General features: G+C 58.9%; 25 protein-coding genes. 11 read left to right on the top strand and 14 right to left on the bottom strand.

Annotation, left to right across the window (positions count from 1 at the left end):
- Positions 1-159: 159 nt before the first annotated feature.
- A complete protein-coding gene (gshB, locus tag AGR1_RS11840; protein ID WP_080793258.1) occupies positions 160-1119 on the top strand; it encodes a glutathione synthase in 960 nt (319 codons plus the stop codon).
- Between the two features lie 181 nt (positions 1120-1300).
- On the top strand, positions 1301-2845 hold the full coding sequence (locus tag AGR1_RS11835; protein ID WP_149146981.1) for a YifB family Mg chelatase-like AAA ATPase: 1545 nt from the start codon (positions 1301-1303) through the stop codon (positions 2843-2845).
- A gap of 201 nt (positions 2846-3046) precedes the next feature.
- On the opposite strand, the gene cysK is transcribed toward AGR1_RS11835, so the two are convergent.
- From cysK to dut, 3 genes are all read right to left on the bottom strand, one after another.
- Positions 3047-4015, bottom strand: coding sequence for a cysteine synthase A (gene cysK, locus AGR1_RS11830; protein WP_080791511.1), 969 nt, complete (start codon positions 4013-4015; stop codon positions 3047-3049).
- Between the two features lie 141 nt (positions 4016-4156).
- Positions 4157-4774: a LysE family translocator gene (locus AGR1_RS11825; protein WP_080791510.1), complete on the bottom strand. Its 618-nt coding sequence runs from the start codon at positions 4772-4774 to the stop codon at positions 4157-4159.
- A gap of 87 nt (positions 4775-4861) precedes the next feature.
- Positions 4862-5332 (bottom strand): dUTP diphosphatase, encoded by a 471-nt coding sequence (gene dut, locus AGR1_RS11820; RefSeq protein WP_149146980.1) that lies wholly within the window; start codon positions 5330-5332, stop codon positions 4862-4864.
- A 90-nt stretch (positions 5333-5422) separates the two neighbouring features.
- Here dut and AGR1_RS11815 point away from each other — a divergent pair, with 90 nt between their 5' ends.
- From AGR1_RS11815 to AGR1_RS11805, 3 genes are all read left to right on the top strand, one after another.
- Positions 5423-7006, top strand: a complete 1584-nt coding sequence (locus AGR1_RS11815; protein ID WP_080791508.1) for a peptide chain release factor 3 — start codon at positions 5423-5425, stop codon at positions 7004-7006.
- A 70-nt stretch (positions 7007-7076) separates the two neighbouring features.
- The gene (coaBC, locus tag AGR1_RS11810; RefSeq protein ID WP_149146979.1) at positions 7077-8282 is read left to right on the top strand and encodes a bifunctional phosphopantothenoylcysteine decarboxylase/phosphopantothenate--cysteine ligase CoaBC; all 1206 of its coding nucleotides are present in this window, start codon (positions 7077-7079) and stop codon (positions 8280-8282) included.
- Positions 8279-8653, top strand: a complete 375-nt coding sequence (locus AGR1_RS11805) for an MmcQ/YjbR family DNA-binding protein (RefSeq protein WP_149146978.1) — start codon at positions 8279-8281, stop codon at positions 8651-8653. Before coaBC ends, AGR1_RS11805 begins: the two co-directional genes overlap by 4 nt.
- Positions 8654-8661: 8 nt before the next feature.
- On the opposite strand, the gene AGR1_RS11800 is transcribed toward AGR1_RS11805, so the two are convergent.
- The 3 genes from AGR1_RS11800 to ubiE form a co-directional block, all read right to left on the bottom strand.
- A complete protein-coding gene (locus AGR1_RS11800) occupies positions 8662-9576 on the bottom strand; it encodes a sterol desaturase family protein (protein ID WP_149146977.1) in 915 nt (304 codons plus the stop codon).
- A 165-nt stretch (positions 9577-9741) separates the two neighbouring features.
- Entirely contained in the window at positions 9742-11316 is a 1575-nt protein-coding gene (gene ubiB / locus AGR1_RS11795; RefSeq protein ID WP_080791505.1) for a 2-polyprenylphenol 6-hydroxylase, read from the bottom strand.
- Between the two features lie 36 nt (positions 11317-11352).
- Entirely contained in the window at positions 11353-12129 is a 777-nt protein-coding gene (ubiE, locus tag AGR1_RS11790; RefSeq protein WP_080791504.1) for a bifunctional demethylmenaquinone methyltransferase/2-methoxy-6-polyprenyl-1,4-benzoquinol methylase UbiE, read from the bottom strand.
- Positions 12130-12272: 143 nt separating this feature from the next.
- On the opposite strand from ubiE, the gene mutM reads away from it, so the two are divergent.
- The 4 genes from mutM to dnaA all read left to right on the top strand — a co-directional run bounded on the left by mutM (position 12273) and on the right by dnaA (position 16768).
- A complete protein-coding gene (gene mutM / locus AGR1_RS11785) occupies positions 12273-13169 on the top strand; it encodes a bifunctional DNA-formamidopyrimidine glycosylase/DNA-(apurinic or apyrimidinic site) lyase (RefSeq protein ID WP_149146976.1) in 897 nt (298 codons plus the stop codon).
- A gap of 31 nt (positions 13170-13200) precedes the next feature.
- A complete protein-coding gene (locus AGR1_RS11780) occupies positions 13201-13974 on the top strand; it encodes an enoyl-CoA hydratase (RefSeq protein ID WP_065654587.1) in 774 nt (257 codons plus the stop codon).
- Positions 13975-14169: 195 nt separating this feature from the next.
- Positions 14170-14436 carry a 30S ribosomal protein S20 gene (rpsT, locus tag AGR1_RS11775; protein ID WP_006310170.1) on the top strand — a complete coding sequence of 89 codons (267 nt, stop codon included), beginning with the start codon at positions 14170-14172 and terminating at the stop codon, positions 14434-14436.
- Between the two features lie 868 nt (positions 14437-15304).
- Complete coding sequence (gene dnaA, locus AGR1_RS11770) at positions 15305-16768, top strand: chromosomal replication initiator protein DnaA (RefSeq protein WP_236760836.1); 1464 nt, start codon at positions 15305-15307, stop codon at positions 16766-16768.
- A gap of 72 nt (positions 16769-16840) precedes the next feature.
- Here the strand turns inward: dnaA and hemW are convergent, their stop codons facing one another.
- The 3 genes from hemW to rph are packed head-to-tail and all read right to left on the bottom strand — an operon-like array spanning position 16841 to position 19424.
- Positions 16841-18040: a radical SAM family heme chaperone HemW gene (gene hemW / locus AGR1_RS11765; protein WP_149147344.1), complete on the bottom strand. Its 1200-nt coding sequence runs from the start codon at positions 18038-18040 to the stop codon at positions 16841-16843.
- Positions 18041-18045: 5 nt separating this feature from the next.
- Positions 18046-18690 carry an RdgB/HAM1 family non-canonical purine NTP pyrophosphatase gene (rdgB, locus tag AGR1_RS11760; RefSeq protein WP_080791501.1) on the bottom strand — a complete coding sequence of 215 codons (645 nt, stop codon included), beginning with the start codon at positions 18688-18690 and terminating at the stop codon, positions 18046-18048.
- A gap of 17 nt (positions 18691-18707) precedes the next feature.
- Positions 18708-19424 carry a ribonuclease PH gene (gene rph / locus AGR1_RS11755; RefSeq protein ID WP_003503798.1) on the bottom strand — a complete coding sequence of 239 codons (717 nt, stop codon included), beginning with the start codon at positions 19422-19424 and terminating at the stop codon, positions 18708-18710.
- 135 nt (positions 19425-19559) lie between these two features.
- Here rph and hrcA point away from each other — a divergent pair, with 135 nt between their 5' ends.
- Positions 19560-20651 carry a heat-inducible transcriptional repressor HrcA gene (hrcA, locus tag AGR1_RS11750; protein ID WP_080791499.1) on the top strand — a complete coding sequence of 364 codons (1092 nt, stop codon included), beginning with the start codon at positions 19560-19562 and terminating at the stop codon, positions 20649-20651.
- A gap of 114 nt (positions 20652-20765) precedes the next feature.
- The gene (gene grpE / locus AGR1_RS11745) at positions 20766-21401 is read left to right on the top strand and encodes a nucleotide exchange factor GrpE (protein ID WP_149146975.1); all 636 of its coding nucleotides are present in this window, start codon (positions 20766-20768) and stop codon (positions 21399-21401) included.
- An 80-nt stretch (positions 21402-21481) separates the two neighbouring features.
- Here grpE and ptsN read toward each other — a convergent pair whose 3' ends face one another.
- The 5 genes from ptsN to AGR1_RS11720 form a co-directional block, all read right to left on the bottom strand.
- On the bottom strand, positions 21482-21943 hold the full coding sequence (gene ptsN / locus AGR1_RS11740; protein WP_003503792.1) for a PTS IIA-like nitrogen regulatory protein PtsN: 462 nt from the start codon (positions 21941-21943) through the stop codon (positions 21482-21484).
- Positions 21944-22026: 83 nt separating this feature from the next.
- Entirely contained in the window at positions 22027-22599 is a 573-nt protein-coding gene (gene raiA / locus AGR1_RS11735) for a ribosome-associated translation inhibitor RaiA (RefSeq protein ID WP_077984405.1), read from the bottom strand.
- A gap of 235 nt (positions 22600-22834) precedes the next feature.
- Positions 22835-24385 (bottom strand): RNA polymerase factor sigma-54, encoded by a 1551-nt coding sequence (rpoN, locus tag AGR1_RS11730; protein ID WP_149146974.1) that lies wholly within the window; start codon positions 24383-24385, stop codon positions 22835-22837.
- A gap of 265 nt (positions 24386-24650) precedes the next feature.
- Entirely contained in the window at positions 24651-25460 is an 810-nt protein-coding gene (lptB, locus tag AGR1_RS11725) for an LPS export ABC transporter ATP-binding protein (protein ID WP_080791496.1), read from the bottom strand.
- A gap of 9 nt (positions 25461-25469) precedes the next feature.
- The gene (locus AGR1_RS11720; RefSeq protein WP_169538607.1) at positions 25470-26030 is read right to left on the bottom strand and encodes an LptA/OstA family protein; all 561 of its coding nucleotides are present in this window, start codon (positions 26028-26030) and stop codon (positions 25470-25472) included.
- Between the last annotated feature and the right edge of the window lie 12 nt (positions 26031-26042).

Raw genomic sequence — 26042 nt, 5'->3', positions numbered from 1 at the left:
GCTTGCAGCCGTTGCCTTTGAAGGGTCGCTGCCCTACATCTTCAGGGTTTTCTGAAGCGTTTCCGGCTTTATACCGGTCCTGCCGGGAAGCTGGAAATGGTGAGGCAATGGGCACGGCGGGCCGGCAAAGCGTCCGCATGCTGCAAGAGGAACATGCGCATGGCGAAGATCAAGAACGTCGCGATCCAGATGGATCATGTCTCCGGCATCAATATCGCCGGTGACTCTACCTTCGCCATGAGCCTTGAGGCGCAGGCGCGCGGATATCGGTTGTTCCATTATACGCCCGAGCGCCTTTCCATGCGCGATGGCAAGATTTACGCCACCGTCGAGCAGATGGAACTGCGCGATATCAAGGGCGACCATTTTTCCCTGTCCGAACCGGAGCGTGTCGATCTGTCGACCATGGATGTCATCCATCTGCGTCAGGATCCGCCATTCGACATGGCTTACATCACCTCGACCCATCTGCTGGAGCGCATTCATCCGAAAACGCTGGTGGTCAACGATCCCGCCTGGGTGCGCAACTCGCCGGAAAAGATATTCGTCACCGAATTCGCCGATCTGATGCCGAAGACGCTGATCACCAAGGACGTGGAGGAAATCGCCCGCTTTCGCAATGAAATGGGGGATATCATCCTCAAGCCGCTTTACGGAAATGGTGGTGCAGGCGTCTTCCATTCTGCGCGCGACGACCGCAACTTCTCCTCTCTGCTGGAGATGTTCGGCCAGATGTTCCGCGAGCCTTATATCGCCCAGCAATATCTGCCTGACGTCCGCAAGGGCGACAAACGCATCCTCCTGGTAGACGGCGAGCCGGTTGGCGCAATCAACCGTGTGCCGGCGGAAAACGACGCCCGCTCCAACATGCATGCCGGCGGCCGGCCTGAACCGACGGAGCTGACGGCGCGTGAAAAGGAAATCTGCCGCCGCATCGGCCCTGCCTTGCGGGAACGTGGTTTCCTCTTCGTCGGCATCGATGTGATTGGCGACTATATGACGGAAATCAACGTTACCTCGCCCACCGGCATTCGCGAAGTGCGGAAATTCGGCGGCGCCGATGTCGCAAGCCTTTTGTGGGATGCGATCGAGAAAAAGCGCGAAGCCCAGAATTTCTGAGGCAAGCGTTCCGGTCCAGCTTTGTTCCACGAGTACAACTAGACACAACTAAAATACAGCGCCAGCGAGAAATTGTTCGCTGGATGTTCTTGTTTTATTCTTTGCCCTGTGGCACGTTGCTTATGGGTGGCCGTGATAGGGCATGCAGCTCTGCTGATGCGGCCGGTTTGCGGGGCAGGCCATGGTGGCAAGGGTCAATACGGTTGCATTTCAGGGCATAGAGGGTGTGCCCGTCGAGGTGCAGGTCATGGTCGCACCGGGAAAGGTGGGCATCCAGATTGTCGGTCTGCCCGACAAGGCGGTGGCCGAAAGCCGCGAGCGGGTGCAGGCCGCCCTGCATGCCTCGGGTCTGGCGCTGCCGGCAAAAAAGGTCACCGTCAATCTCGCGCCTGCGGATTTGCCCAAAGAGGGATCACATTTTGATCTTCCCATTGCGCTTGGCCTCATGGCCGCTTTGGGCGCGATACCGGCAGAAATGCTGGCACGTTATGTGGTTCTCGGCGAACTCAATCTCGATGGCACCATCGGCACGGTTTCGGGCGCCTTGCCGGCGGCGATCGGCGCAAATGCGCTTGGCAAGGGGCTGATCTGCCCGGCTGAAAGCGGGCCGGAAGCGGCCTGGGCCGGCGCCGGTATCGATATTCTCGCCCCGCGCAGCCTGATTGCACTGGCCAATCATTTTCGTGGCGCCCAGCTTCTCTCGCGCCCGACGCCTGCCATCCGCGCCAACCCCGTCAATCTGCCGGATTTAGCGGACATTAAGGGACAGGAGAGCGCCCGGCGCGCGCTGGAGGTGGCGGCCGCCGGCGGCCACAATCTGCTAATGGTCGGGCCGCCCGGCTCCGGTAAGTCGATGCTCGCAGCCCGCCTGCCGTCCATACTGCCGCCGCTGGAGGCTGCGGAACTGCTGGAAGTGTCCATGGTCCATTCCATCGCCGGCCAATTGTCCGGCGGCAAGCTTTCGGACCGCAGGCCGTTTCGCACCCCGCATCATTCCGCCACCATGGCGGCGCTAATCGGCGGGGGGCTTCGCGCCAAGCCGGGTGAGGCTTCGCTCGCCCATCACGGCGTTCTTTTTCTGGACGAGTTCCCGGAATTCCCACCCCAGGTGCTGGATGCGCTGCGCCAGCCGCTGGAGACTGGCGAATGCATCATTGCGCGGGCCAATCATCGCGTCAGCTATCCCGCGGAAATCCAGCTCGTTGCGGCGATGAACCCCTGCCGCTGCGGCATGGCGGGAGAGCCGGGTTTCACCTGTGCCCGAGGCCCGCGTTGTGTGACGGATTATCAGGCCCGTATTTCCGGCCCGTTGCTGGATCGTATCGATATCCGTATCGACGTTCCCGCGGTCTCCGCCGCCGATCTCATCCGCCCCGTCGCGTCCGAGCCGAGTGCGGCAGTGACCGGCCGTGTCGCCCGGGCTCGCCTTGCGCAGCAGGAACGCTACGCGGCGGCGGGATTTGCCGCCATTCGCACAAATGCCCGCTGCACGACGACCTTGATAGAAAAATATGCCGAGCCGGATGCGTCCGGGCTGCAATTGCTGCGCGATGCGGCTGAGCGGTTGAAGTTCTCCGCGCGCGGTTATCATCGCATTCTCAAGGTTGCCCGCACCCTGGCCGATCTGGATGGCAAACAAACGGTCGGCCGCATCCACGTGGCGGAAGCTGTGTCCTATCGTATCGCCGGCGAAAGGCTGACGGCTGCGGCCCAGAGCATCCAGTAGAGATATGAAGCAGTTTTTCGTCCGGAAAATTTGTAGAAACAAGGAGGTAGGGACCGCCCAACGATTCCGCTTAAACTGGAATTGCCCTAGAAGGCGTCCCTTTGCGCCTTGCCTGAAAAACATTGTGCCGCCAGCGGAGCCGGCGGCACGTAAGACAATTCGCAAATCGGCGCGCAATCGTACCGCGCTTGAAAGCGTTGCTTAAAGCCCAAGGCCTTCGAAAAGCGCCGTCGAAAGGTAGCGTTCCGCAAAGGAAGGAATGATGACGACGATGTTCTTGCCGGCATTTTCCTCACGCGCGCCGACCTTTATCGCGGCCGCCAGCGCGGCTCCCGAGGAGATGCCGACCGGCACGCCTTCCAGCCTTGCCGCCAGACGTGCGGTTTCGAAAGCCTCGTCATTGGTCACGGTGACGATCTCGTCATAAATGCCGGTATCGAGGATGGCTGGCGCAAAACCCGCGCCGATGCCCTGTATCTTGTGCGGGCCAGGGTTGCCGCCGGAAAGAACCGGACTGTCGGCAGGCTCGACGGCAATCACCTTCACTTCGGGCTTGCGCGATTTCAGCACCTGACCCGTGCCGGTGATCGTGCCGCCGGTGCCAATACCCGAGACGAGAATATCGACCGTGCCTTCGGTGTCGTTCCAGATTTCTTCCGCCGTCGTCTTGCGGTGAATATCGGGATTGGCGGGGTTTTCGAACTGCTGCGGAATGACGGCGTCGGTCAGCGTTTCAGCGAGTTCCTGCGCCTTGGCGATGGCGCCCTTCATGCCCTTCGGACCTTCTGTCAGCACCAGTTCGGCGCCGAGCAGGGCCAGCATTTTCCGGCGCTCCACAGACATGGTCTCAGGCATGGTCAGGATCAGCTTGTAACCCTTGGCAGCGGCGGCGAAGGCGAGCGCAATGCCCGTGTTGCCGGAGGTCGGCTCCACCAGTGTTGTCTTGCCGGGGATGATCTTGCCTTGCGCTTCCAGCGCTTCGATCATGGCGACGCCGATGCGGTCCTTCACGGAAGCGATGGGATTGAAAAATTCGAGTTTGGCGAGAAGGTTGGCCTTCACGCCCTTCTCCTTCGCCAGCTTGTCAAGCCGCACGATCGGTGTGTCGCCGATTGTTTCCGTAATCGAGGAATAGACGCGTCCGCGTCCGGGCTTTCTGGCTTCGGGCATGATGCTCTCCTGTGTAAAGGCCGCAAGATTTGAGCGGCAGAATAGGAGCAATAGCTTTCGCAAGCTAGCGAACGTTCGTCCGAATATCTCTAAATTGCAGGAATAATTTCACGATAAATCGCATAAACGCAAGAATTTGTTTTATGTGCTGCGGATCGCGATCATGGTCGCTGTTCCGGCTAGAATGCCCGCCGCCGTACGGTTGAGGATCGTCAAGGCACTCGGCCTTTTCAGGAGGTTACGCGCCTTGGCCGCAAGCAGGATGTAAGGCAGGAGAACCGCCATCAGCACGACGAAGGTGATGGCGAGAAGTGTCGCATATTCCGAAGGGCCGATCACGCGGATATCGATCAGTGTCGGCACCAGCGCCACATAAAACAGCATGGTTTTCGGGTTGCCGAGCGTGATCAGCAGGCCGGACAGGAAGGACATGGGCATGCTGGTGCTTTTCTTGGCTTTCAGCTCCTGCGGCAGCAGACCGGCGGTCCAAAGCTTCCAGGCAATATAAAGGAGATAGGCAGCACCCGCGAATTTCAGCACCATGAAGGCTTCCTGAAAGGTCTGCGCGACGAAGGCCAGGCCCAGGATCACAGCGGTCAGGTAAATCATGTCGCCCAGCACCAGCCCGAGACCCATGAAGAAGGTTTCGCGAAAGCCCGAACCCAGCGCCCGCGCCACAATCGCCGTCATGCCGGGGCCGGGAATGGCGGCGGCAATGAAGAGGGCGGTGGCATAGGCAAAAAGTGTCGTCAGCGTCATGATCGTGTTTCCCGAAAAATCCGCTAAATCCATAACGAAATTGCCGGGTAAAGACAATCAGTCCGCGCTTCTGCCTCAGTGGTGTCGCTAAACGCCGGTGGAGCCGAAACCGCCGGCGCCCCGCGCCGTCTGGGAGGTCTCCGTCACTTCGCTCACAATAACCTGGGTTACCGGTGCGATCACCATCTGCGCAATGCGCATACCGCGCTCGATGATGAAAACGTCCTGGCCAAGATTGGCGAGGATGACTTTCACCTCGCCGCGATAATCGCTGTCCACCGTGCCGGGAGAGTTGAGGCAGGTGATGCCGTTCTTGATGGCGAGGCCGGAGCGGGGGCGGATTTGCGCCTCATAACCCTGTGGAACCTCGAAGATGAAACCCGTCGGGACCAGGGCGCGTTCGCCCGGTTTCAGGGTCAGCGGTTCACCGGCAGGTACGGCAGCGCGCAGGTCCATGCCGGCGGCGCCACGGGTTTCATAGGACGGCAATTCGAGGTCGGCGCCATTGGCGAGGCGGACGAGCCGGAGAGGGGGTGTATTGTCGTTTTGAACGGTCATGCGGCATTAGTTTGCCGAGATCGCGGCAAGGTCAATTGCAAATGCGGCCCTGAAACGCTAGATAGCCCGCAATTCCACAGGATTTGTCAGATGGCCGAAACACTTGCCGAGGCGGTCTCCCGCCGCCGCACCTTTGCTATTATCGCGCACCCGGACGCGGGTAAGACCACGCTTACCGAAAAACTGCTGCTGTTCGGCGGAGCGATCCAGCTTGCCGGTGAGGTAAAGGCGAAGAAGGATCGCATCCAGACCCGTTCGGACTGGATGAAGATCGAACGCGAGCGCGGCATTTCGGTCGTCACCTCGGTTATGACCTTCGAATATAACGACCGTGTCTTCAACATTCTCGATACGCCCGGCCACGAGGACTTCGCCGACGATACCTACCGCACGCTGACGGCGGTGGATGCGGCGATCATGGTCATCGACGCCGCCAAGGGTATCGAGCCACGCACGCTGAAGCTCTTCGAAGTCTGCCGCATGCGCGATATTCCGATCATCACCTTCATCAACAAGATGGACCGCGAAAGCCGCGACCCCTTCGAGATTCTGGATGAGGTGGAAGAGAAGCTCGCGCTCGACACCGCGCCCATCACCTGGCCGGTCGGCCGGGCAAAGACCTTCTGCGGCGCCTATAATCTCGCCGACAACACCTTCCGTGGCGTCGATACCCAGGTGGAAGCCATGCCGGTCAACGGTCCGCAGGCGATTGCCGATCGCCTGCCGGAAAATGAGCGCAACGCCTTCATCGAAGAAACGGAGCTGGCGATGGAAGCCTGCCGTCCTTTCGATCGTCAGGCGTTTCTCGAAGGTCATATGACGCCGGTATTCTTCGGTTCGGCGCTGCGCAATTTCGGTGTCCGTGACCTCATCAATGCGCTTGGCGATTTCGCACCGCCGCCGCGCGATCAGGTGGCGGATACCCGCACCGTCCATGCAGCTGAAGAAAAAATGACAGCCTTTGTCTTTAAAATTCAGGCCAATATGGACCCGAATCATCGAGATCGCATCGCTTTTGCCCGCATCTGCTCTGGTAAGCTGGAGCGCGGCATGAAGGCGCGGCTCGCCCGCACCGGCAAACAGATGGGCCTCACTGCGCCGCAGTTCTTCTTCGCCTCGCAGCGCCAGCTTGCCGATACGGCCTTTGCGGGCGACGTGGTCGGCATCCCGAACCATGGTACGCTCCGCATCGGCGATACGCTGACCGAGGGTGAAAACCTGGTTTTCCAGGGCGTGCCGAACTTCTCGCCGGAAATCTTGCGCCGCGTGCGGCTTGAAGACGCCATGAAGGCGAAGAAGCTGAAGGAAGCCTTGCAACAGATGGCGGAAGAGGGTGTTGTGCAACTCTTTTCGCCGGAAGACGGCTCGCCGGCCATTGTCGGTGTCGTCGGCGCGCTGCAGCTCGACGTGTTGAAGGAGCGTCTGATGGGCGAATACGGCCTGCCGGTCTCCTTCGAAATGTCGCGCTTTTCGGTCTGCCGCTGGATTTCTTCCGATCAGCCGGCGGAAATGGAAAAGTTCCTCAACGTCAAGCGCGGCGATATCGCCCGCGATCTGGATGGCGATCCGGTGTTTCTGGCGCAGGACGCCTTCTCGCTCCGCTATGAGTCCGAGCGTTTTCCGGCGATCAAGATGGTCGCGATCAAGGAATATCACGTCGCCAAGGCGGCTTGATAAAGGCGTGATTGCACTTTGTATGCCAAGGGCTTAGTTTCCCGATGAAATGGGAAACTGGTCCGGCATCATGACGCTTTCAGGCAAGCATATTCTCCTTATTATCTCAGGCGGCATCGCGGCCTATAAGAGCCTTGATCTCATCCGCCGCCTGAAAGAGCGCGGCGCGAAGGTGACGCCGGTCATGACGAAGGGCGCGCAGGAATTCGTCACCCCGCTTGCCGTCGGCGCACTTTCCGCCACGCATGTCTTCACTGAGCTCTTTTCCCGGCAGGATGAACAGGATGTCGGCCATATCAGGCTGGCGCGCGATTGTGATCTCGTGCTGGTGGCACCGGCCACCGCCGATCTGATGGCGAAGATGGCACATGGTCTGGCCGACGATCTCGCTTCCACGATCCTTCTCGCGACGGATCGCAAGGTGCTGGCTGCGCCGGCGATGAATCCAAAAATGTGGTCGGCAAAGCCAACGGCGCGCAACATCGAAACGCTGAAGAAGGATGGCGTGTTTTTCATCGGGCCCATGGCCGGCGAGATGGCGGAGAAGGGCGAGACAGGGCTCGGCCGCATGGCGGAGCCTTTGCAGATCGTAGAAGCCGTCGAGTCGCTGCTGGATGGCACACCGAAGCCACTTAAAGGCAAAACGGCGATCGTCACATCAGGGCCGACACATGAGCCGATCGATCCGGTGCGGTATATCGCCAATCGCTCGTCGGGCAAGCAGGGCCATGCCATTGCGGCGGCTCTGGCGGAACTGGGGGCGGAGGTCGTGCTGGTTTCAGGCCCGGTTACCATCGCCGATCCTGCCGGGGTTACGACGATCCATGTTGAGCGCGCCGAGGAGATGCGCGATGCGGTGATATCGAGACTGCCGGCGGATATCGCCGTCATGGTTGCCGCCGTCGCCGACTGGCGGGTGACGGGCTCGTCGGAACAGAAGATCAAGAAGCAGCCAGGCGATGCGCCGCCGGCGCTGCAACTGACGGAAAATCCCGATATTCTCAAAACCGTCGGCCATCATGAAAAGCGCCCGAGGATTGTTGTGGGCTTCGCTGCCGAAACGCAGGATGTCGAGAAAAACGGCCGGGCGAAGCTGGAGCGCAAAGGGGCGGATTATATCGTCGCGAATGATGTTTCGGCGGAAACCGGCATCATGGGCGGAGACCGCAACAGCGTGAAGATCATTTCCGCAGAGGGCATCGACGTTTGGCCGGATCTCGACAAGGCCGAGGTTGCAAAACGTCTGGTGGCCCTGATCGCGGAGAAACTCGCATGAGCCTGTTCGATCGCAAGACTTTCGACAGGGTACTCGGCAAATGGCCGGGCGTGCGGTTTGTCGATCAGTGGGATTCCCATGTTGCCAAGGTGGGCGACAAGGTCTTTGCCGTGCTTGGCGAGCGGGAGGATTGGCGGCTGGTCGTGAAATGCTCGGAAGAGAGCTTCGAAATATTGACCTCGTTGGAAGGCATAGGGCAGGCGCCCTATTTCGCCAAACGCAAATGGATATCGATTGGCGATCATTCCCCGCTCGAACAGGAAGAACTGGAGCATTATGTGCGCCGCTCCTATGAGCTTGTCGCAGCCCGTCTGACCAAAAAACTGCGGGGCGAACTCGGTATCGTGATCGATACTGCGCGCGCCCTGTAGTCTTCGGTTCAGTCGAGTTTGGTGTCCTTGCCGACGATCTGGCGGACGCCTTCCTTGGTGAAAGGCTGTAGAAGCTGCGGCAGGAATCCTTTCGCAATCTTGCCCTTGATACCGATATCGGTGGAAGAAGGCCTGTCGGGATTATGGTAGGAGCCGAAGATCAAATCGAAGAAGACGAGATTCTCGCCGTAATTGGTGTTTCCTTCCGGAAGCTGTTTTGAATGGTGCCAGCGGTGCAGGCGCGGAGTGCTGAACACGTAATCGAGCGGTCCCGTTTTCATATCGACGTTGCAATGGGTCAAAATACCGATGAATGCGGTAACGGCGCCGAGCCACCAGAAAACCTGGAGCGGCGCACCCATGAAATAGAGCGGAATTTGGCTGAGCGCGATCTTGAACAGGGAGTCGGCCACATGGAACCGTCCCGTATTGACGACCCATAGCCGCACGACGCTGTGATGCAGCGCGTGGAAACGCCAGAAGAATAAAGTTTCATGTGCAATACGGTGGGACCAGTAGAGGCCGAATTCGGCAATCGTCACCGCAAGAGCGACCTGAACGATCATCGGCAGATGAGAGGGCCATAGATCGAACCGCATGGCGGCGAGCGGCTGCAGCACATTGGCGGTCACCATCGGGAAGATTGCCGCTGCGGCGGCTGCGAGCTGGACGAGCCCTTTCGTCAAAAGCGTGTGGCCGATGCTGTTTACGGTCTCGCCATCACCCTCAAGCCATTGGATTTCGTAGGGAATAAAGCGTTCCAGAAGAAACAGGCTCAAAACCGCGCCCGCATAGACAGTCAAAAAGGCTGCGATCGGATGGTTGCTGGTAAATGCGAAATAGGACCCCACGAGGCCGCCGACGAACACCAGCGGCCAGGAAGAATAGGAAAGAGCCTCTTTCAGTACCTGCACTTTTGCCATCAAAATCAAATCCCGTCCGGCATCATCCGTCTATACCGCCGGCGCAATTTCGCGCAGGCGTCAAAGCAGCCCTTACCCCGCATCGATCACCTGTCTCGATTGGAGATCAGGCCTTTATCGCTCGAATGCATTACACAAACATGGCATTCACCATTGCCGAAATGCTCAGCTTATCCTGATTGCGATGTAAACAAGCGTCAGCGCTATGACCCAGAGCGCTGCCCGTCCCCATTTGGTGTGGCGCGCTTCGGCCTTGCCGATGGCTTCCGCCGTCCGCGCGTCTAAACGCAGGCCGTTTTCGCTCATATACATCAGTTCTGAATGCAGCTTTTCCGTCTTGGCCGCGATCTCCGGCGCTGCCTCGGCGAGTTTGAGGGCCGCCTTCATGCCGTCCTTCAGATCGGTGACGATGCGTTTTGGACCGAGATTGTCGCGGATCCAGCCGCCGACGACCGGATCGGCCGCCTTCCACATGTTGAAGCGCGGATTGAGCATGCGCGATACGCCTTCGACCACCACCATGGTCTTTTGCAGCATCACCAGTTCCGGCCGCGTCTCCATGTCGAAAAGTTCGGTCACTTCAAACAGCAGGGTCAGGAGCTTGCCCATGGAAATCGTCTCGGCCGGCTGGCCATGGATCGGCTCGCCAATGGCGCGGATCGCCTGCGCGAAGCTGGCTTTGTCGTGATGGCCGGGCACGTAACCGGCCTCGAAATGCACCTCAGCCACCCTCATATAGTCGCGGGTAATGAAGCCGTAGAGGATCTCGGCAAGGAAGCGGCGTTCCTTTTTGCCAAGACGTCCGGCTATGCCCATGTCGACGGCGACGATCTCGCCCTCAGCGTCGACGAAGAGATTGCCGGGATGCATGTCGGCGTGGAAAAAACCATCGCGCAACGTGTGCCGCAGGAAGGACTGGATCAGCGTGTCGGCGAGTTTGTTCAGGTCATGGCCGGCGGCCTTCAACCCTTCAATGTTCGACATCTTGACGCCGTCGATCCACTCCATGGTAACGACATCGCGCCCGGTACGCTCCCAATCGACCTTGGGAACCCGGAATCCGGGATCGTCCTTGGTGTTCTCCGCAAGTTCGGAAAGAGCGGCGGCCTCAAGCCGCAGATCCATCTCGATCTTGGTGGTTTGCTCCAGCGTGCGTGTCACCTCGACGGGGCGTAGGCGACGCGCGGAGCGGACGAAACGCTGCTGCAGATCGGCGATCAGATACATCGCCTCGAGATCGTTCTGGAAACGCTGGCGAACACCCGGACGAATGACCTTGACGGCCACCTTGCGCGGCCCATTCGGCGTATCCACCATGGCCGGATGAACCTGGGCAATGGAGGCGGCGGCGATAGGATCGCCGAATTCCCTGTAGAGATCGGATACCGACCGTCCGAGCGAGCCCTCGATATTCGCCTTCGCCGCAGCCGCCGGGAAAAAGGCCATGCGGTCCTGAAGGCTCGCGAGATCGTCGGCGAAGTCGGCGCCCACCACGTCCGGCCGGGTGGCGAGAAACTGACCCATCTTCACATAAGATGGCCCAAGCCGCTCGACAGCCACCGCCAGACGGTCGCTGCGCTGCGCCCTTTTCGCCTTGCTGCGGGCGAATGGCTTCAGTAGCGCTTTCAACAATTGGGCGGGAGCAGGCAGGTCATCGGAAGGCAGGGCCAGCACGACGCCTTCGCGCACGAGAACCCAGCCAACCCTCGCGAGGCGGAAATATGCGCCCAAAGTACTCATGCTTATGCTTGTCTCCTGCGTCTGCCGGCCATGGTCTTAAAGCTTCCAGCCGGAATGCAGGGCGGCGATGCCGCCGGTGTAATTGGTATAGGCCACGCGGGAGAAGCCGGCAGTACGGATCATCGTCGCGAAATCCTCCTGATTGGGGAATTTGCGGATCGATTCGACCAGATATTGATAGGGCTCGGCATCACCGGTGATCATCTTGCCGAATTGCGGGATGGCATTGAATGACCAGGCGTCATAAACGCGGTCAAGCAGCGGCATTTCGACTTCGGAAAACTCCAGCACCAGCAGCCGTCCGCCACGTTTCAGCACGCGATGGGCCTCCTTCAGCGCGACATCGATGCGCGGCACGTTGCGAATGCCGAATGCGATCGTATAGGCGTCGAATGTATTCGCCTCGAAGGGCAGCTCCTCGGCATTGGCCTCAACGAAGGTCAGATTGTCGGAAAGTTTCTTTTTTGCCGCGCGCTCCTCGCCGACGGCCAGCATCGAGCCGTTGATGTCGAGAACCGTGGCGTGCGCCAGGCGGTTGGAGGCTTCGATGATGCGGAAGGCGATATCGCCAGTGCCGCCCGCTACGTCCAGGATCTTGTAGGAAGGATCCTTGCGCGGTGAAAGCGAGGAGACCATGGCGTCCTTCCACAGCCGGTGCAGGCCGGCCGACATCACATCGTTCATGATGTCGTAGCGCTTGGCCACCTTATGGAAAACCTCGTTGACCAGCCCCTGCTTTTTGCCTTCGTCCACCTTGTGGAAGCCATAGGACGTTTCCATGCCGCCTTGGGCAGTGGTACGGGCGTCGGTCATCGTCTGTCTCCATATTTATTGCGTGGCGGACCATAGCGGAAACGCCATGGCAACGCTATCTGTTGCCGCATCGCCTGGGCGCGACATTTCGCGTGCACTGTATAGACCACATGGTCCTAACGATAAACTGTCGGATAAGCCAGATGCCAGAATTGCCGGAAGTCGAAACGGTCAGACGCGGCCTTGCGCCCGCCATGGAAGGTGCAAAGGTCCGCAAGCTTCATCTCGGGCGCCCCGATTTGCGGTTTCCGTTTCCAGAGGATTTCGCGGAGCTTATTGAGGGAAAGACGATCATCTCGCTTGGTCGCAGGGCGAAATATCTCCTCATCGAGCTGGAGGGTGGGCTGACGATCGTGTCCCATCTCGGCATGTCCGGCTCGTTCCGCATTGAGGCGGAAAAGGGTGAGGGCGGTGAAGCGCCCGGCACGTTTCATTATGCCCGCTCGAAAGACGGTAAGCATGACCATGTAGTCTTTCATCTGGATAAAGGAGAGGAGCGCGTCTGCGTCATCTATAATGATCCGCGTCGCTTCGGCTTCATGCATCTGGTGGAGCGCAACAAGCTCGACCTTTACCCGGCCTTTGCCGGGCTTGGCCCGGAGCCGACTGGCAATGCGCTGAGCGCCGATTATCTCGCAAGCCGGTTTGAGGGCAAGAGCCAGCCTCTCAAAAGCACGTTGCTGGATCAGAAGGTCATTGCCGGCCTCGGCAATATCTATGTCTGCGAGGCCCTGTGGCGCGCGCATCTTTCGCCTCTGCGGGCAGCGGGAACGCTGGTGACGAAAGGCGGCAAGCCCAAAGCGCAGCTCATCGATCTGACGGAGAAAATCCGCGACGTGATCGCGGATGCGATCGCCGCTGGCGGCTCCTCATTGCGAGACCATATACAGACGGACGGAACGCTCGGTTATTTCCAGCATTCCTTTTCGGTCTACGACCAGGAAGGCCAGCCTTGCCGGACACCCGGCTGCGGGGGTACGGTTGAAAGGGTGGTGCAGGCCGGTCGTTCGACCTTTTATTGCGCCGCCTGCCAGAAGTAACGGAGCCGGAGCGCTGGAAGAGGAGATTGCCGTGGACTATGAAACGATACTGGTCGAGAAACGCGATGAGGTGGGTGTCATCACCCTCAACCGCCCCAAGGCGCTCAACGCTCTCAATTCGGTGCTTCTGAAAGAGCTGCGGCACATTCTGTCTTCCTTCTCCGCTGACGATTCCATCGGCGCGATCATTATCACCGGTTCGGAAAAGGCATTTGCGGCGGGCGCTGACATCAAGGAAATGCAGGGGCTGGATTTCGTCGATGCCTATGTCGGCGATTTTCTCGGCGGCTGGGACGAGGTTGCGGCCACCCGCAAGCCGGTCATCGCCGCCGTATCCGGCTTTGCGCTCGGCGGCGGCTGCGAACTGGCGATGATGTGCGATTTCATCATCGCTTCCGATACGGCAAAGTTCGGTCAACCGGAAATCACCCTCGGCGTCATTCCCGGGATGGGGGGCTCGCAGCGGCTGACGCGGGCGGTCGGCAAGGCAAAGGCCATGGATCTGGTTCTGACCGGCCGCATGATGGATGCGGCGGAAGCCGAACGCGCCGGTCTCGTATCGCGTGTCGTGCCGGCTGCAAATCTCATGGATGAGGCGGTGGAAGCGGCAACCCGCATCGCTTCTCTGTCGCGTGCTTCCGTTCTCATGGCCAAGGAAAGCGTCAACCGCTCCTTTGAAGTCCCGCTTGCGGAAGGACTGCGATATGAAAGACGATCCTTCCAGTCGCTCTTTGCCACCGCGGATCAGAAGGAGGGCATGGCGGCCTTCGTCGAAAAGCGCAAACCCGCTTTCCGGAATCGCTAAGGATTCGGAATATCGGCGCTTTTAAGCGTTTTGCGCGTTGACGGGCGTACGCTTTAGCGGTATATGCCCGCCCACGGTTAAGGAAAGCCATCCGGCTTGTCCGAAATTACTCCCGCATTCTTGGGTTACGTGAGGTCTTCGAACGACCCGATCCTATGGTTGCGGAATTTGGTTTGAATTCGAAGAGAGGCATACATGGCCAATACAACTTCGGCGAAAAAGGCGACCCGCAAGATCGCTCGCCGTACCGCAGTCAACAAGGCTCGCCGTTCGCGCGTTCGCGGCTTCATCCGCAAGGTCGAGGAAGCAATCGCTACCGGTGATCTGGCAGTCGCCACCGAAGCTCTGAAGGCAGCCCAGCCTGAGATCCAGCGCGCAGCGACCCGCGGCGTTCTGCACGGCAACACCGCATCTCGCAAGGTGTCGCGTCTTGCCCAGCGCGTTAAGGCTCTTTCCGCCTAATCCGGCTAATCACAAATAATTATTCAAAAAGCCTGGTCTTTTGACCGGGCTTTTTGTGATTCTAACTGCCCGTTAACCATTGCTGCCGTAACGTGACAAACGCATGTCAGCTGGACGACAGGAAATTTACAATAAAAACAATGGCTTGCTGGAGGTCTTCGGAAAACTCGGGGGCTTTCTCTACGGAAGTCGCAGCTAGTTTTGAGTCAAGAAGATTTTTATTTTTTTGCCAAAATCGGCTCTCAAAAAATGCCAAAATTGAATCTCATTGATTCATAAGCGATTCTGCTTAGCACCTCGTCGGTGATGCAAAACGGCCTTTGCGAGTCAATGGCCGATCTGAGTTTTTGCAGAAAAAACGCCATTGATCTCTCCCCATGATCCTGCCTAAATGCATTTCAACAAGGGGTGCGGATCTCAGTCCACAGATTATCTCGATGATCGTATCGACGATATTCACCTTCTTGCTGGCGGGTCTTTCGGGGTCCGTTTTTTCAGGTCATGGAGCTTTTTGCGCCGTTTCGGTCTCCGGAACGGGCAGGAGTTTTTTGTCCTCAAGAATGCGCCTTAAGGTTGTAGTGAAAGGAGCGTTTTAGCGTGTCGCAGGCCTCTCCATGAGGGGGAGGGAAATGGGATAACCGGCTCGCAAACAAGTAGTCGTCTTTGACGTTCTTTCGAGGGGAACGCTGGGGGCAAAAATAACGAGGGGGATCTCTGGCGATCGATCTTTGATCGTCAGGCTATGATTGGCAATTTGAAAGGCGGCAATATGCAATTGAATTTGGCGATGGGTGCTGTGGCTGATGGGGACCGCGCACCAAAGACGCGTGATGCAGCTTGCTCAGATGCGGCAGGGGACAAATCGGCAATGACGCACGATGCGCTGTTTGAACGTTTTAGCGCGCGGCTCAAGGCACAGGTTGGTCCGGAAGTCTATGCGAGCTGGTTTGCACGGCTCAAACTCCATTCCATTTCGAAAAGCGTCGTTCGTTTTACCGTTCCGACGACTTTTCTGAAGTCCTGGATCAACAACCGTTACATGGATCTGATCACGAACCTCGTCCAGAGCGAGGATCCGGATGTGCTGAAGGTGGAGATTCTGGTCCGCTCGGCCAGTCGCCCGGTCCGTCCGGCTCAGACCGAGGAAAGGGCGCAGCCCGTTCCGGAGGTCGGCGCGGCTCCACGTAACAAGTCCTTCATTCCGTCGCAGCCCGCGACGACGCCCGCCGCGCAGCCTGCGGCTTCGCAGGCAACCCTGCGTCAGGGCGGTTCCGGGCCGTTGTTCGGCTCGCCGCTCGACACACGTTTCACTTTCGACACCTTTGTCGAAGGCTCTTCCAACCGCGTCGCGCTTGCGGCGGCAAAGACGATCGCCGAAGCCGGCGCCGGCGCCGTGCGCTTCAATCCGCTGTTCATTCATGCGGGTGTTGGCCTTGGCAAGACACATCTTCTGCAGGCCATCGCCAATGCGGCGGTCGACAGCCCGCGCAATCCGCGTGTGGTCTATCTGACAGCCGAATATTTCATGTGGCGTTTCGCGACCGCAATCCGCGACAATGACGCGCTGACGCTGAAGGATACGCTTCGCAATATCGACCTGCTCGTCATCGACGACATGCAGTTCCTGCAGGGCAAGATGATCCAGCACGAATTCTGCCACTTGCTGAACATGCTGCTCGATAGCGCCAAGCAGGTCGTTGTCGCGGCTGACCGTGCGCCATGGGAGCTGGAATCGCTCGATCCGCGTGTCCGTTCCCGTCTTCAAGGCGGCATGGCCATCGAGATCGAAGGTCCCGATTACGACATGCGCTATGAAATGCTGAACCGTCGCCTCGGCTCGGCGCGCCAGGACGATCCGTCGTTCGAGATTTCGGACGAAATCCTGACCCATGTCGCCAAAAGCGTGACAGCAAGCGGACGCGAACTGGAAGGCGCTTTCAACCAGCTGATGTTCCGGCGTTCTTTCGAGCCGAACCTCTCGGTCGACCGTGTCGATGAGCTGCTGTCGCATCTTGTCGGGACGGGTGAGGCCAAGCGCGTGCGCATCGAGGATATTCAGCGCATCGTCGCCAAGCACTATAATGTGTCGCGGCAGGAGCTGGTGTCCAACCGTCGCACCCGCGTCATCGTCAAGCCGCGCCAGATCGCCATGTATCTGGCCAAGATGCTGACGCCGCGGTCTTTCCCCGAGATTGGCCGCCGTTTTGGCGGTCGCGATCACACCACGGTTCTGCACGCCGTGCGCAAGATCGAGGAGCTGATCTCCGGCGACACCAAGCTCGGCCATGAGGTCGAGTTGCTGAAGCGCCTGATCAACGAAAACAACGCATGAAAAAAGCGGCCTCCGGGCCGCTTTTTTATTGTCGTCTTGTTTATTGGGCTAAAGCTGGGGTGGAGGCTGGCGTCAGCAGGCGAGATCGGCCACCACCGCATCCAGAATGAGCATGCCGGACGGCGTGCAGCGCAGGCGGGAATTGCCGAGCCTCTCCACGAAACCGTGCTGGAGGAGGAATTCCTCCTTCTCCGGATCGAGATCGCGGCCGGAAAGGTCGCTCCAGCGGGCGAGATCGATGCCTTCGCGCAGGCGAAGTCCCATCAGCAGCAATTCATCGGCCTGCTCATCAACGCCGAGCAGCTCCTGATCGACCATGCCGTGGCCTTCCCGCTCCACGGTTTCAAGCCAGTTTTCCGGGTGGCGCTCGGTGGCGGTTGCGAGCTTGGAAGCGCCTCGCGTCAGGCGTCCATGTGCGCCGGGGCCGATGCCGGCATAATCGCCATAACGCCAGTAGGTCAGGTTGTGGCGGCTTTCGGCGCCGGGCCGCGCATGATTGGAAACCTCGTACGCCGGCATGCCGTAACGCTCGGTGATTTCCTGCGTCGCCTCATAAAGCACAGCCGAATGCTCGCCGTCAGGCACGATGAGCTTCCCGGCCTTGTGCAGGCCATAAAAGGGCGTACCTTCCTCGATCGTCAGCTGATAGAGCGACAGATGGTCGACGGCATAGGAGACGGCCTCCTTCAGCTCGGCGTCCCATTCCGCCACCGTCTGGTTCGGCCGGGCATAGATGAGGTCAAAGGACATGCGCGGAAAAATCTCCCGCGCCAGCCGGATGGCCTTCAGCGCGTCGGCGACATCATGCAGGCGGCCAAGGAATTTCAGGTCGCGGTCGTTGAGCGCCTGCACGCCAAGAGAGACACGATTGACACCCGCCGCTCGATAACCGCGAAACCGTTCGGCTTCGACGCTGGAGGGATTGGCCTCCATGGTGATCTCGATACCATCAGGCACATGCCAGAACCGCGCCACGCCATCCAGCAACGCACCAACCGTCTGCGGCTCCATCAGCGATGGCGTGCCGCCGCCCATGAAAATGCTGGTGACGACGCGCGGGCCGCTCAGCGTGCGCATATGTTCCATTTCCCGCAGGAAGGCAGTCGTAAACCGTTCCTGATCCACCGGCCGGTGGCGGACATGGCTGTTAAAGTCGCAATAAGGGCACTTGGCCGCGCAGAAGGGCCAATGCAGATAAATCCCGAAGCCGGGATCGCCCGTATCCGGCAGAAGCGATGCGCCGGGGGCAGAAAGTTGGTGCTCCCCGACCATCGGGTTCATGCCTCCAGGCAGGTTTCTACGAATTTCTTGAAGGCGCGGGCGCGGTGCGACAATGCAAAGGCGTCGCCATGTTTCCAGCCGTGTTTCTCATCCGCGCTCATTTCGCCGAATGTGGTCTCATATCCCTCGGGTTTAAAGATGGGATCATAACCGAAACCGCTCGTTCCGCGCGGCGGCCACACAACAGTGCCTTCCACCTCGCCACGGAAATATTCGACATGCCCGTCCGGCCAGGCGAGACACAGCACGCTGACGAAGCGGCCGGTGCGATCCTTGGGCTTCGAAGCTCCTCGCTCGGCCAGCGCATCCTCGACCTTCTGCATCGCCATGGCGAAATCGCGCGTCCCATCGGCCGTCTCCGCCCAATTGGCGGTATAGACGCCGGGGGCACCGTCAAGCGCGTCGATAACAAGACCGGAATCGTCGGACAAGGCGGGCAGGCCTGATGCCTTCGCGGAGGCAAGCGCCTTGATGGCGGCATTTTCCTCGAAGGTGGTGCCCGTTTCATCCGGCTCTGAGAAATTCAGCTCCGCCGCCGATTTGGCGGAGAAACCGAAAGGGCCGATCAGATCGGCGATTTCGGCGATCTTGCCCTTGTTGTGGCTGGCGACAACGATCGTTCTGGTATCGAGCTTGCGCATGGTTCTTTCCCGTCTGCTCAGGCGATCGCCTGTTTCTGAAGGGCGACCAGTTCGCTGCAGCCGGCCTTGGCGAGGCCGAGCAGCGTCAGGAATTCTTCTTCGGAGAAAGGCGCGCCTTCAGCCGTTCCCTGAACCTCGACGATACCGCCCGAGCCGGTGATGACGAAATTGGCATCGGTTTCGGCCGAGGAATCTTCGAGATAGTCGAGATCAATCACCGGCTGGTTGGCGAAGATGCCGCAGGAGATCGCGGCGATATGGTCCTTCAGAACTTTCTCGACCTTGATCATGTTGCGGGTTTCCATCCATTTCAGGCAGTCATGCAGGGCAATCCATGCGCCGGTAATGGAGGCGGTGCGGGTGCCGCCATCGGCCTGGATGACGTCGCAGTCGATGCTGATCTGGCGCTCGCCGAGCGCCTGCAGATCGACGACGGCGCGCAGCGAACGGCCGATGAGACGCTGGATTTCCTGCGTGCGACCGCCCTGCTTGCCGGAAGCGGCTTCGCGCTTCATGCGCTCATGGGTGGAGCGCGGCAGCATGCCATATTCGGCGGTGACCCAGCCCTTGCCGCTGTTGCGCAGCCACGGCGGTGTCTTTTCTTCAAGACTGGCGGTAACGAGCACATGCGTGTCGCCGAATTTCACGAGACAGGAGCCTTCGGCATGTTTCGAGAAATTGCGCTCGAAGGAAACCTTGCGCATCTGGTCGGTTTTTCTGCCTGAAGGCCGCATATGATCCACTCTCCATGTTGGTCCCTGCCTTCTAAGGCGAGGTCCGGGCTTTTGCAAAGCCAATTTCCATTTTGCCGCGGCGTTGCAACGCATTATATTGATGCAAGCTGGTTTGAACGACAAAGAACGGACGAAATGGGTTTTTCCGCACCGCTATCACAAGATCAGGCATCGCTGCTGGATGAACGGTCTCGGGAAATTTTCCGGCGCATCGTCGAAGGTTATCTCGATACGGGCGAACCGCTCGGATCGCGCAGCCTGTCGCGACTTCTGCCGATGTCGCTTTCGCCTGCCTCCGTGCGCAATGTTATGAGCGATCTCGAGGAGCTGGGTCTCATCTATTCGCCGCATATCAGCGCCGGGCGTTTGCCCACGCAGACGGGATTGCGCTTCTTTGTTGACGCTTTCATGCAGGTGGGCGATCTGCCCGCCGAGGAGAGGGCTAGTATCGACCGCCAGATCGGGCCGGTCGCCGGTCACGAACAGTCGCTGGAAGGGTTGCTGACGGAAGCAAGCCGCATGCTTTCCGGCATGTCGCGCGGCGCCGGCCTCGTGCTGACCGCCAAGAACGATGTCATCCTCAAACATGTGGAATTCATAAGGCTGGAGCCCACCAAGGCGCTCGCCGTGCTGGTGGGTGACCACAATCAGGTCGAAAACCGCATCATCGAATTGCCGGCCGGTATTTCCTCGTCGCAATTGACCGAGGCCGCGAATTTCATCAATGCTCATCTTTCCGGTCAGACGCTGCATGAATTGCGCGGTCAGTTTCAGACGCAGCAGGCGGAACTGCAATCGGAACTCGGCATATTGGCGCAGGACCTCGTGGAACGTGGTCTTGCGGTGTGGGCGGGAGACAACGAAGAGGGCAAGCTCGGCCGTCTCATCGTTCGCGGTCGCTCCAACCTGCTCGAAGGCCTCGCCGGTGAAGAGGATATCGATCGGGTGCGCCTGCTGTTCGACGATCTGGAGCGTAAGGAAAATCTCATCGAAATCCTCAACCTTGCGGAAAGCGGCTCGGGCGTCAGGATTTTTATCGGCTCGGAAAACAAGCTGTTTTCGCTGTCCGGTTCGTCGCTGATCGTCGCGCCCTATCGTGACGAGGACAATCGTGTCGTGGGCGCGGTCGGCGTCATCGGCCCGACCCGACTGAACTACGCCCGCATCGTGCCGATGGTGGACTATACCGCGCAGATCATGGCGCGCCTTTCCCGCAAGCAAAGATAGGACAGGCCCGCAAAGGTCAGAGAATGCGGCAAGCTTTTCGCCGCAAGCCTTGATTTTTGCCCGTCAAAGCTCGATATCGGGCGCAACCAACAATATTCAAATCTGGAGAACGTCATGACCGACGATACAAAAAAGCCCGGACCTGACGCGGACGTCGCGGAAGAGTTTGTCGATCCTGCCCTGGCAGGTGAAGAACAGGCCGAAACGGCAGAACTCGATCCGGTCGAGCTGCTCAAGGCTGAGAACGCCGATCTGCGCGATAAATTCCTTCGCCTTGCAGCCGAGATGGACAATCTTCGCCGTCGCACCGAGCGCGATGTCAAGGATGCCAAGGCCTATTCCCTGGCCGGTTTCGCACGCGACATGCTCGCCGTTTCCGATAATCTTCGCCGCGCGCTGGAAGCCATTCCCGAAGAGCTAAAGACCAATGGCGAAGCTGGTCTCAACGGCCTCATCGAAGGCGTCGAGATGACGGAACGCTCGATGCTGTCGACGCTGGAACGCCACGGCGTGAAGAAGATCGATGCCGAGGGCCAGAAATTCGATCCGAATTTCCATCAGGCCATGTTTGAGATTCCCAACACTAAGGTTCCAAACAACACCGTGTTGCAGGTGGTTCAGGCTGGTTTCACCATAGGCGATCGCGTCCTGCGTCCGGCGATGGTCGGCGTCGCCAAGGGCGGCCCGAAGGCGGACGTTGCAGCATCGTCTGAGCCGGGCACCTCGTCTCTTAATGAAAAGGACGCGTAAGGCTTCTGTCCCTACGTCATAAAAAACGCGCCTTCAGGGCGCGTTTTTTATTGCCGTTAAAACTAAGGTGGAACCCACGATCAGGCCGCTGTCGCTTGCTCCTGATTGAGGAAAGCGTAGATTGCGGTGTCGGAATCGGTAGCGCGCAATTTGGCGACCAGTTCAGGGTCGCGCAGGGCGCGTGCGATTCTGGACAAGGCCTTCAGGTGATCCGCGCCGGCGCCCTCGGGCGCGAGCAGCAGGAAAACCAGATCGACCGGTTGGTCGTCCAGCGCTTCGAAATCGACCGGTGTTTCAAGACGTGCGAAGACGCCGGTGATCTGATGGATGCTGTTGAGCTTGCCATGCGGAATGGCGATACCGTGGCCCACACCGGTGGAGCCGAGTTTCTCACGCTGGAGGATGACGTCGAAAACTTCCCGTTCCGAGACTCCGGTAATTCTGGCTGCCTTTGCGGCCAGCTCCTGAAGCAACTGCTTTTTGGAATTCACCTTGAGGGCGGGAATAATCGCATCTTGTTGCAGCAAATCTGCCAACGCCATTCTCTTTTTCCTTCATGCCATCGAGACGATGCAGGAGGCAGACTGCACTTTTGCGCCCTGCCTCCCACGTCTTGTCAGACTGTTCAGCTCTTGATCGTTTCCGCGTCGATCCAGCCAATATTGCCGTCATGACGCCGGTAAACGATGTTGAGATATTCCTTGCCCGGGCTGCGGAACAGCAGAACCGGTTCGTCCGTCATGTCGAGCGCCATCACGGCGCTGGCGACGGACATCGTCTTAATCTGTTTGGAACTCTCCGCAACGATGGTGGGTGCGTAATCGTCAGGAACCTCGTGGTCCTCATCGGGAACAGCATCCATCACCGTATAGGCGATTTCCTGCGACATGCCATTGGCGCCATTATGGTGGTCCTTAAGCTTGCGCTTGTAGCGGCGCAGGCGCTTCTCGATCCGCTCTGCGGCGGCATCGAAGCTCGCCTGCGGATCATTTGCCTGACCCGCCGCGTGCAATACAACGCCGGTATCGAGATGCAGCTTGCAATCGGCGGCAAAACGCGATCCGGATTTCTCCACGGTCACCTGGCCTGAATACCCCCCATCGAAGTATTTGGTAACCGCCAGACCTATATTGTCCTCGATCCGCTGGCGGAAAGATTCACCGATCTCCATATGTTTACCAGATACACGCACACTCATGGAAATTTTCCTTTTTGTAGTGATTTGCGAGTACCAGCTTACGTCAAGCCGCGCGCGCATCCAAGCGTTTCGAAGACCTTAAAAAGCCCTCATTCGAATTTTACGCCCATGGACGGTGGAGATGAATCCGTTACAAATGACCTTGCTGACGTGTGCGGCGGGCTTCTAGCCGCTGCCGTGGCAAGAGTCAATGGTGCGGCAAAAAACCGCCATAAACGTTGCGCGTGGCTACCGCTCAGAATACAGCCAGCTTGGCCAGCGCCTTCTTTTCCCGACGCCTCTGCACGGAGGAGGGGATGTTCATCGCCTCCCGATATTTGGCGACGGTGCGCCGGGCGATGTCGACGCCGCTCTTTTTCAGGTTGTCGACGATATCATCGTCTGAAAGAACCGCCTCGGCGGCTTCCTGCGCGATCATGGCCTTGATGCGGTGACGCACCGCTTCCGCCGAATGGCTGTCTCCGCCTTCCACGGCGCTGATCGAGACGCTGAAGAAATATTTCAGTTCGAACAGCCCGCGCGGCGTCAGCATGTATTTTTTGGTTGTCACCCGGCTGACGGTGGATTCATGCATCTTGATGGCGTCGGCCACCGTCTTGAGGTTCAGCGGGCGCAGCTGGTCGACACCATTGACGAGGAAGGCATCCTGCTGGCGAACGATTTCCGTCGCCACCTTCATGATCGTCCGGGCGCGCTGGTCGAGGCTGCGGGTCAGCCAATGGGCCGTTTGCATGCATTCGGCCAGAAAATCCTGATCCTCGCCCGCGCGCGCCTTATGTTTCGACACCTCGGCGAAGTAACTCTGATTGATGAGCACGCGCGGCAGGGTCTCTGGATTGATTTCCACCAGCCAGCCGCCGGTGGAGGAGGGGCGAACGATAATATCGGGAACGATGGTCTCCGAAACCATTGAATCGTACCCGGCGCCGGGGCGGGGATTGAGCGTGCGGATTTCCGCCAGCATATCGAGGAGATCTTCCTCATCGACGCCGCAGATTTTTTTCAAAGAGGCGAAGTCACGTTTCGCCAGAAGTTCCAGATTGTCGACGAAAGCCCGCATGGCCGGGTCGAGCCGGTCCTTCTGGGCAAGCTGGATCGACAGGCATTCGCTTAAGGAACGGGAAAATACACCCGGTGGGTCGAAGCCCTGAAGCGTCTTCAGAACGTTCTCTACAGCCGACGGGGCCGCTCCCAGTCGTTCAGCGACATCATCGACGGCATCCGCCGCAATATAGCCGGTTTCGTCAAGCTGGCCGATCAGCGCATCGGCGATCAGCCGGTCCTCGGCGGCGGATATGGCGAGCGGCAGTTGCTGATTGAGATGGTCGCCGAGGCTCTGTCTGGCCGCAACGAAATCGTCGAGATCGTAACTTTCTCCCGACTCCTGGCCAGGCATGGATTTCCATTGGCCGGCCAGTTCGGGCGCATCGGCCTTTCTGGGCTCGGCATCGTCGGGAAAGACGTTCTCAAAGCTGGTGTCAAGTTGCTCGCCGAGATTTGCGGCGCGGTCGCCGTACCAGTCGTCACTGTCTGACGTCACCGTGGCGGATATCTCCGAACTTTCGCTATCGGCGTCGCCAAAACTTTCCGTATCTACAGGTGCATCGCTGCTTAAATCGCCATCGTTTGCCGCAATTTCCAGCAGCGGATTGCGCTCCACCTCCTGCGCGATGAACTGCGTCAGCTCGAAATGCGTCATCTGAAGCAGCTGGATGGACTGCATCAGTTGTGGTGTCATCACGAGAGACTGGTTTTGACGCAGCAAAAGGCTGGCAGACAATGCCATGGCGGACGCGAAACTCCCCTTACAGCTTCTCCATCGTCTGATTTTCCAGAAATTTTACTGAGACGATAGGACTTGGCCCAAAAATTGCTTTTTTATCTTGTTTGGTCAAGCGTCAGGGCGGCGCGCGATGAAGAATCTTTCGCGCGCCGATCATGATGATTTTAAGCTGAAACGACCTAAAATCTTAAATCATGATCTAGATCATATAATTAGAGCCGGATTTCAAGCAAAACCGCACACAGCTTTCGCCGTCCGGCTCCAGGTCTCAAAGGCTGAAATTATTGCCGAGATAGAGGCGGCGCACATCCGGATTGTTGACGATATCGTCCGGACGCCCATGCGTCAGCACTTCGCCGGCATGGATGATGTATGCGCGGTCGATGAGACCGAGCGTTTCACGCACATTGTGGTCGGTCACGAGAACGCCGATGCCACGCGCTGTCAGGTGCCGCACCAGATTCTGGATATCGCTGACCGAAATCGGATCGACGCCCGCGAAGGGTTCATCCAGCAGCATGAAGGTCGGATCGGTCGCGAGCGCGCGGGCAATCTCCAGACGCCGCCGCTCGCCGCCCGAAAGCGCCACGGCAGGCGATTTCCGCAGTTGCGCAATATGAAACTCTTCCAGCAGCTCATCGAGCTTGCGGTTGCGCTTGGCAGCGTCCGGCTCATGCACTTCCAGTACGGCGCGGATGTTTTCCTCGACCGTCAATCCCCGGAAGATTGAAGCTTCCTGTGGCAGGTAACCGACGCCGAGACGGGCGCGCCTGTACATCGGCATGGTGGTGACATCATTACCGTTGATGGCGATCTTGCCGGTATCGACGGGCACCAGGCCCGTTATCATATAAAAACAGGTGGTTTTTCCGGCGCCGTTCGGGCCGAGCAGACCCACGGCTTCGCCACGGCGCACGACAAGCGAAACCCCGTTGACGACGCGGCGCGTATTATAGGTCTTCGTCAGGCCATGCGCGATCAGCGTGCCCTGATAGGGGGTCTTGTCCACCGGCGAAGCTGCGTCCGCGGATCGACCGCGCCCGCCGCCGAATATCTTTGAGATCGAGGGTATCTTCACGAGGAAAGACTACTGTTTTTTCTGGGATTTCGGATCAAGCATGATCCGAACAGGGCCGCCGCAGCTTTCCAGCTTGGCCTGCCCCGTATTCATCAGCACGGTCAGCTTGCAGCCGGTGAAGACATTCGTACCTTCAGACAGCACGACCTGCTTGCCCGTCAGAATGAAGGTCTGCGCCGCCATGTCGAATTCACCGTGGTCGGCCGTGGCTTTCTGGGTCTCGGACGTCAGATAGACATTATTGTCGACGAAGATTTTTTCGATATTGGCGTCGCCGCTGGTGAGCGAAGAACCCTCGCCCTTGTAATTCACCGTCATCTTGCCAGCCTGAAGGGTGGTCGTTCCCTGCACCACTTTCACATTGCCGGTGAAATAGGCCTTGCGCTCCTGATCGCGAATCTCGAGCTGATCGCTTTCAATCGCGATAGGCTGGTCGCCGGAGAGTTTGACGCCCTGCATGTTGCTGGTGGTGTTCTGGGCGAAAGCCACAGTTGCAAGACACGAAAGAACAAGACCTGCGGCTGCAAGGCCGGCGGATTTGCCGAGGGAAACGGGACGGGAAATTTGCATCATCTGGACCGG

The sequence above is a fragment of the Agrobacterium sp. B1(2019) genome (genome assembly GCF_008274755.1).
Lineage (GTDB): Bacteria > Pseudomonadota > Alphaproteobacteria > Rhizobiales > Rhizobiaceae > Agrobacterium > Agrobacterium salinitolerans.
This window is presented reverse-complemented; position numbering and strand designations above follow the sequence as displayed.

Coding starts and splice junctions, on each gene's coding strand:
- gshB (WP_080793258.1), top strand. CDS start 160: ATGGCGAAGATCAAGAACGTCGCGATCCAGATGGATCATGTCTCCGGC.
- AGR1_RS11835 (WP_149146981.1), top strand. CDS start 1,301: ATGGTGGCAAGGGTCAATACGGTTGCATTTCAGGGCATAGAGGGTGTG.
- cysK (WP_080791511.1), bottom strand. CDS start 4,015: ATGCCCGAAGCCAGAAAGCCCGGACGCGGACGCGTCTATTCCTCGATT.
- AGR1_RS11825 (WP_080791510.1), bottom strand. CDS start 4,774: ATGACGCTGACGACACTTTTTGCCTATGCCACCGCCCTCTTCATTGCC.
- dut (WP_149146980.1), bottom strand. CDS start 5,332: ATGACCGTTCAAAACGACAATACACCCCCTCTCCGGCTCGTCCGCCTC.
- AGR1_RS11815 (WP_080791508.1), top strand. CDS start 5,423: ATGGCCGAAACACTTGCCGAGGCGGTCTCCCGCCGCCGCACCTTTGCT.
- coaBC (WP_149146979.1), top strand. CDS start 7,077: ATGACGCTTTCAGGCAAGCATATTCTCCTTATTATCTCAGGCGGCATC.
- AGR1_RS11805 (WP_149146978.1), top strand. CDS start 8,279: ATGAGCCTGTTCGATCGCAAGACTTTCGACAGGGTACTCGGCAAATGG.
- AGR1_RS11800 (WP_149146977.1), bottom strand. CDS start 9,576: ATGGCAAAAGTGCAGGTACTGAAAGAGGCTCTTTCCTATTCTTCCTGG.
- ubiB (WP_080791505.1), bottom strand. CDS start 11,316: ATGAGTACTTTGGGCGCATATTTCCGCCTCGCGAGGGTTGGCTGGGTT.
- ubiE (WP_080791504.1), bottom strand. CDS start 12,129: ATGACCGACGCCCGTACCACTGCCCAAGGCGGCATGGAAACGTCCTAT.
- mutM (WP_149146976.1), top strand. CDS start 12,273: ATGCCAGAATTGCCGGAAGTCGAAACGGTCAGACGCGGCCTTGCGCCC.
- rpsT (WP_006310170.1), top strand. CDS start 14,170: ATGGCCAATACAACTTCGGCGAAAAAGGCGACCCGCAAGATCGCTCGC.
- dnaA (WP_236760836.1), top strand. CDS start 15,305: ATGACGCACGATGCGCTGTTTGAACGTTTTAGCGCGCGGCTCAAGGCA.
- hemW (WP_149147344.1), bottom strand. CDS start 18,040: ATGGTCGGGGAGCACCAACTTTCTGCCCCCGGCGCATCGCTTCTGCCG.
- rdgB (WP_080791501.1), bottom strand. CDS start 18,690: ATGCGCAAGCTCGATACCAGAACGATCGTTGTCGCCAGCCACAACAAG.
- rph (WP_003503798.1), bottom strand. CDS start 19,424: ATGCGGCCTTCAGGCAGAAAAACCGACCAGATGCGCAAGGTTTCCTTC.
- hrcA (WP_080791499.1), top strand. CDS start 19,560: ATGGGTTTTTCCGCACCGCTATCACAAGATCAGGCATCGCTGCTGGAT.
- grpE (WP_149146975.1), top strand. CDS start 20,766: ATGACCGACGATACAAAAAAGCCCGGACCTGACGCGGACGTCGCGGAA.
- ptsN (WP_003503792.1), bottom strand. CDS start 21,943: ATGGCGTTGGCAGATTTGCTGCAACAAGATGCGATTATTCCCGCCCTC.
- raiA (WP_077984405.1), bottom strand. CDS start 22,599: ATGAGTGTGCGTGTATCTGGTAAACATATGGAGATCGGTGAATCTTTC.
- rpoN (WP_149146974.1), bottom strand. CDS start 24,385: ATGGCATTGTCTGCCAGCCTTTTGCTGCGTCAAAACCAGTCTCTCGTG.
- AGR1_RS11720 (WP_169538607.1), bottom strand. CDS start 26,030: ATGCAAATTTCCCGTCCCGTTTCCCTCGGCAAATCCGCCGGCCTTGCA.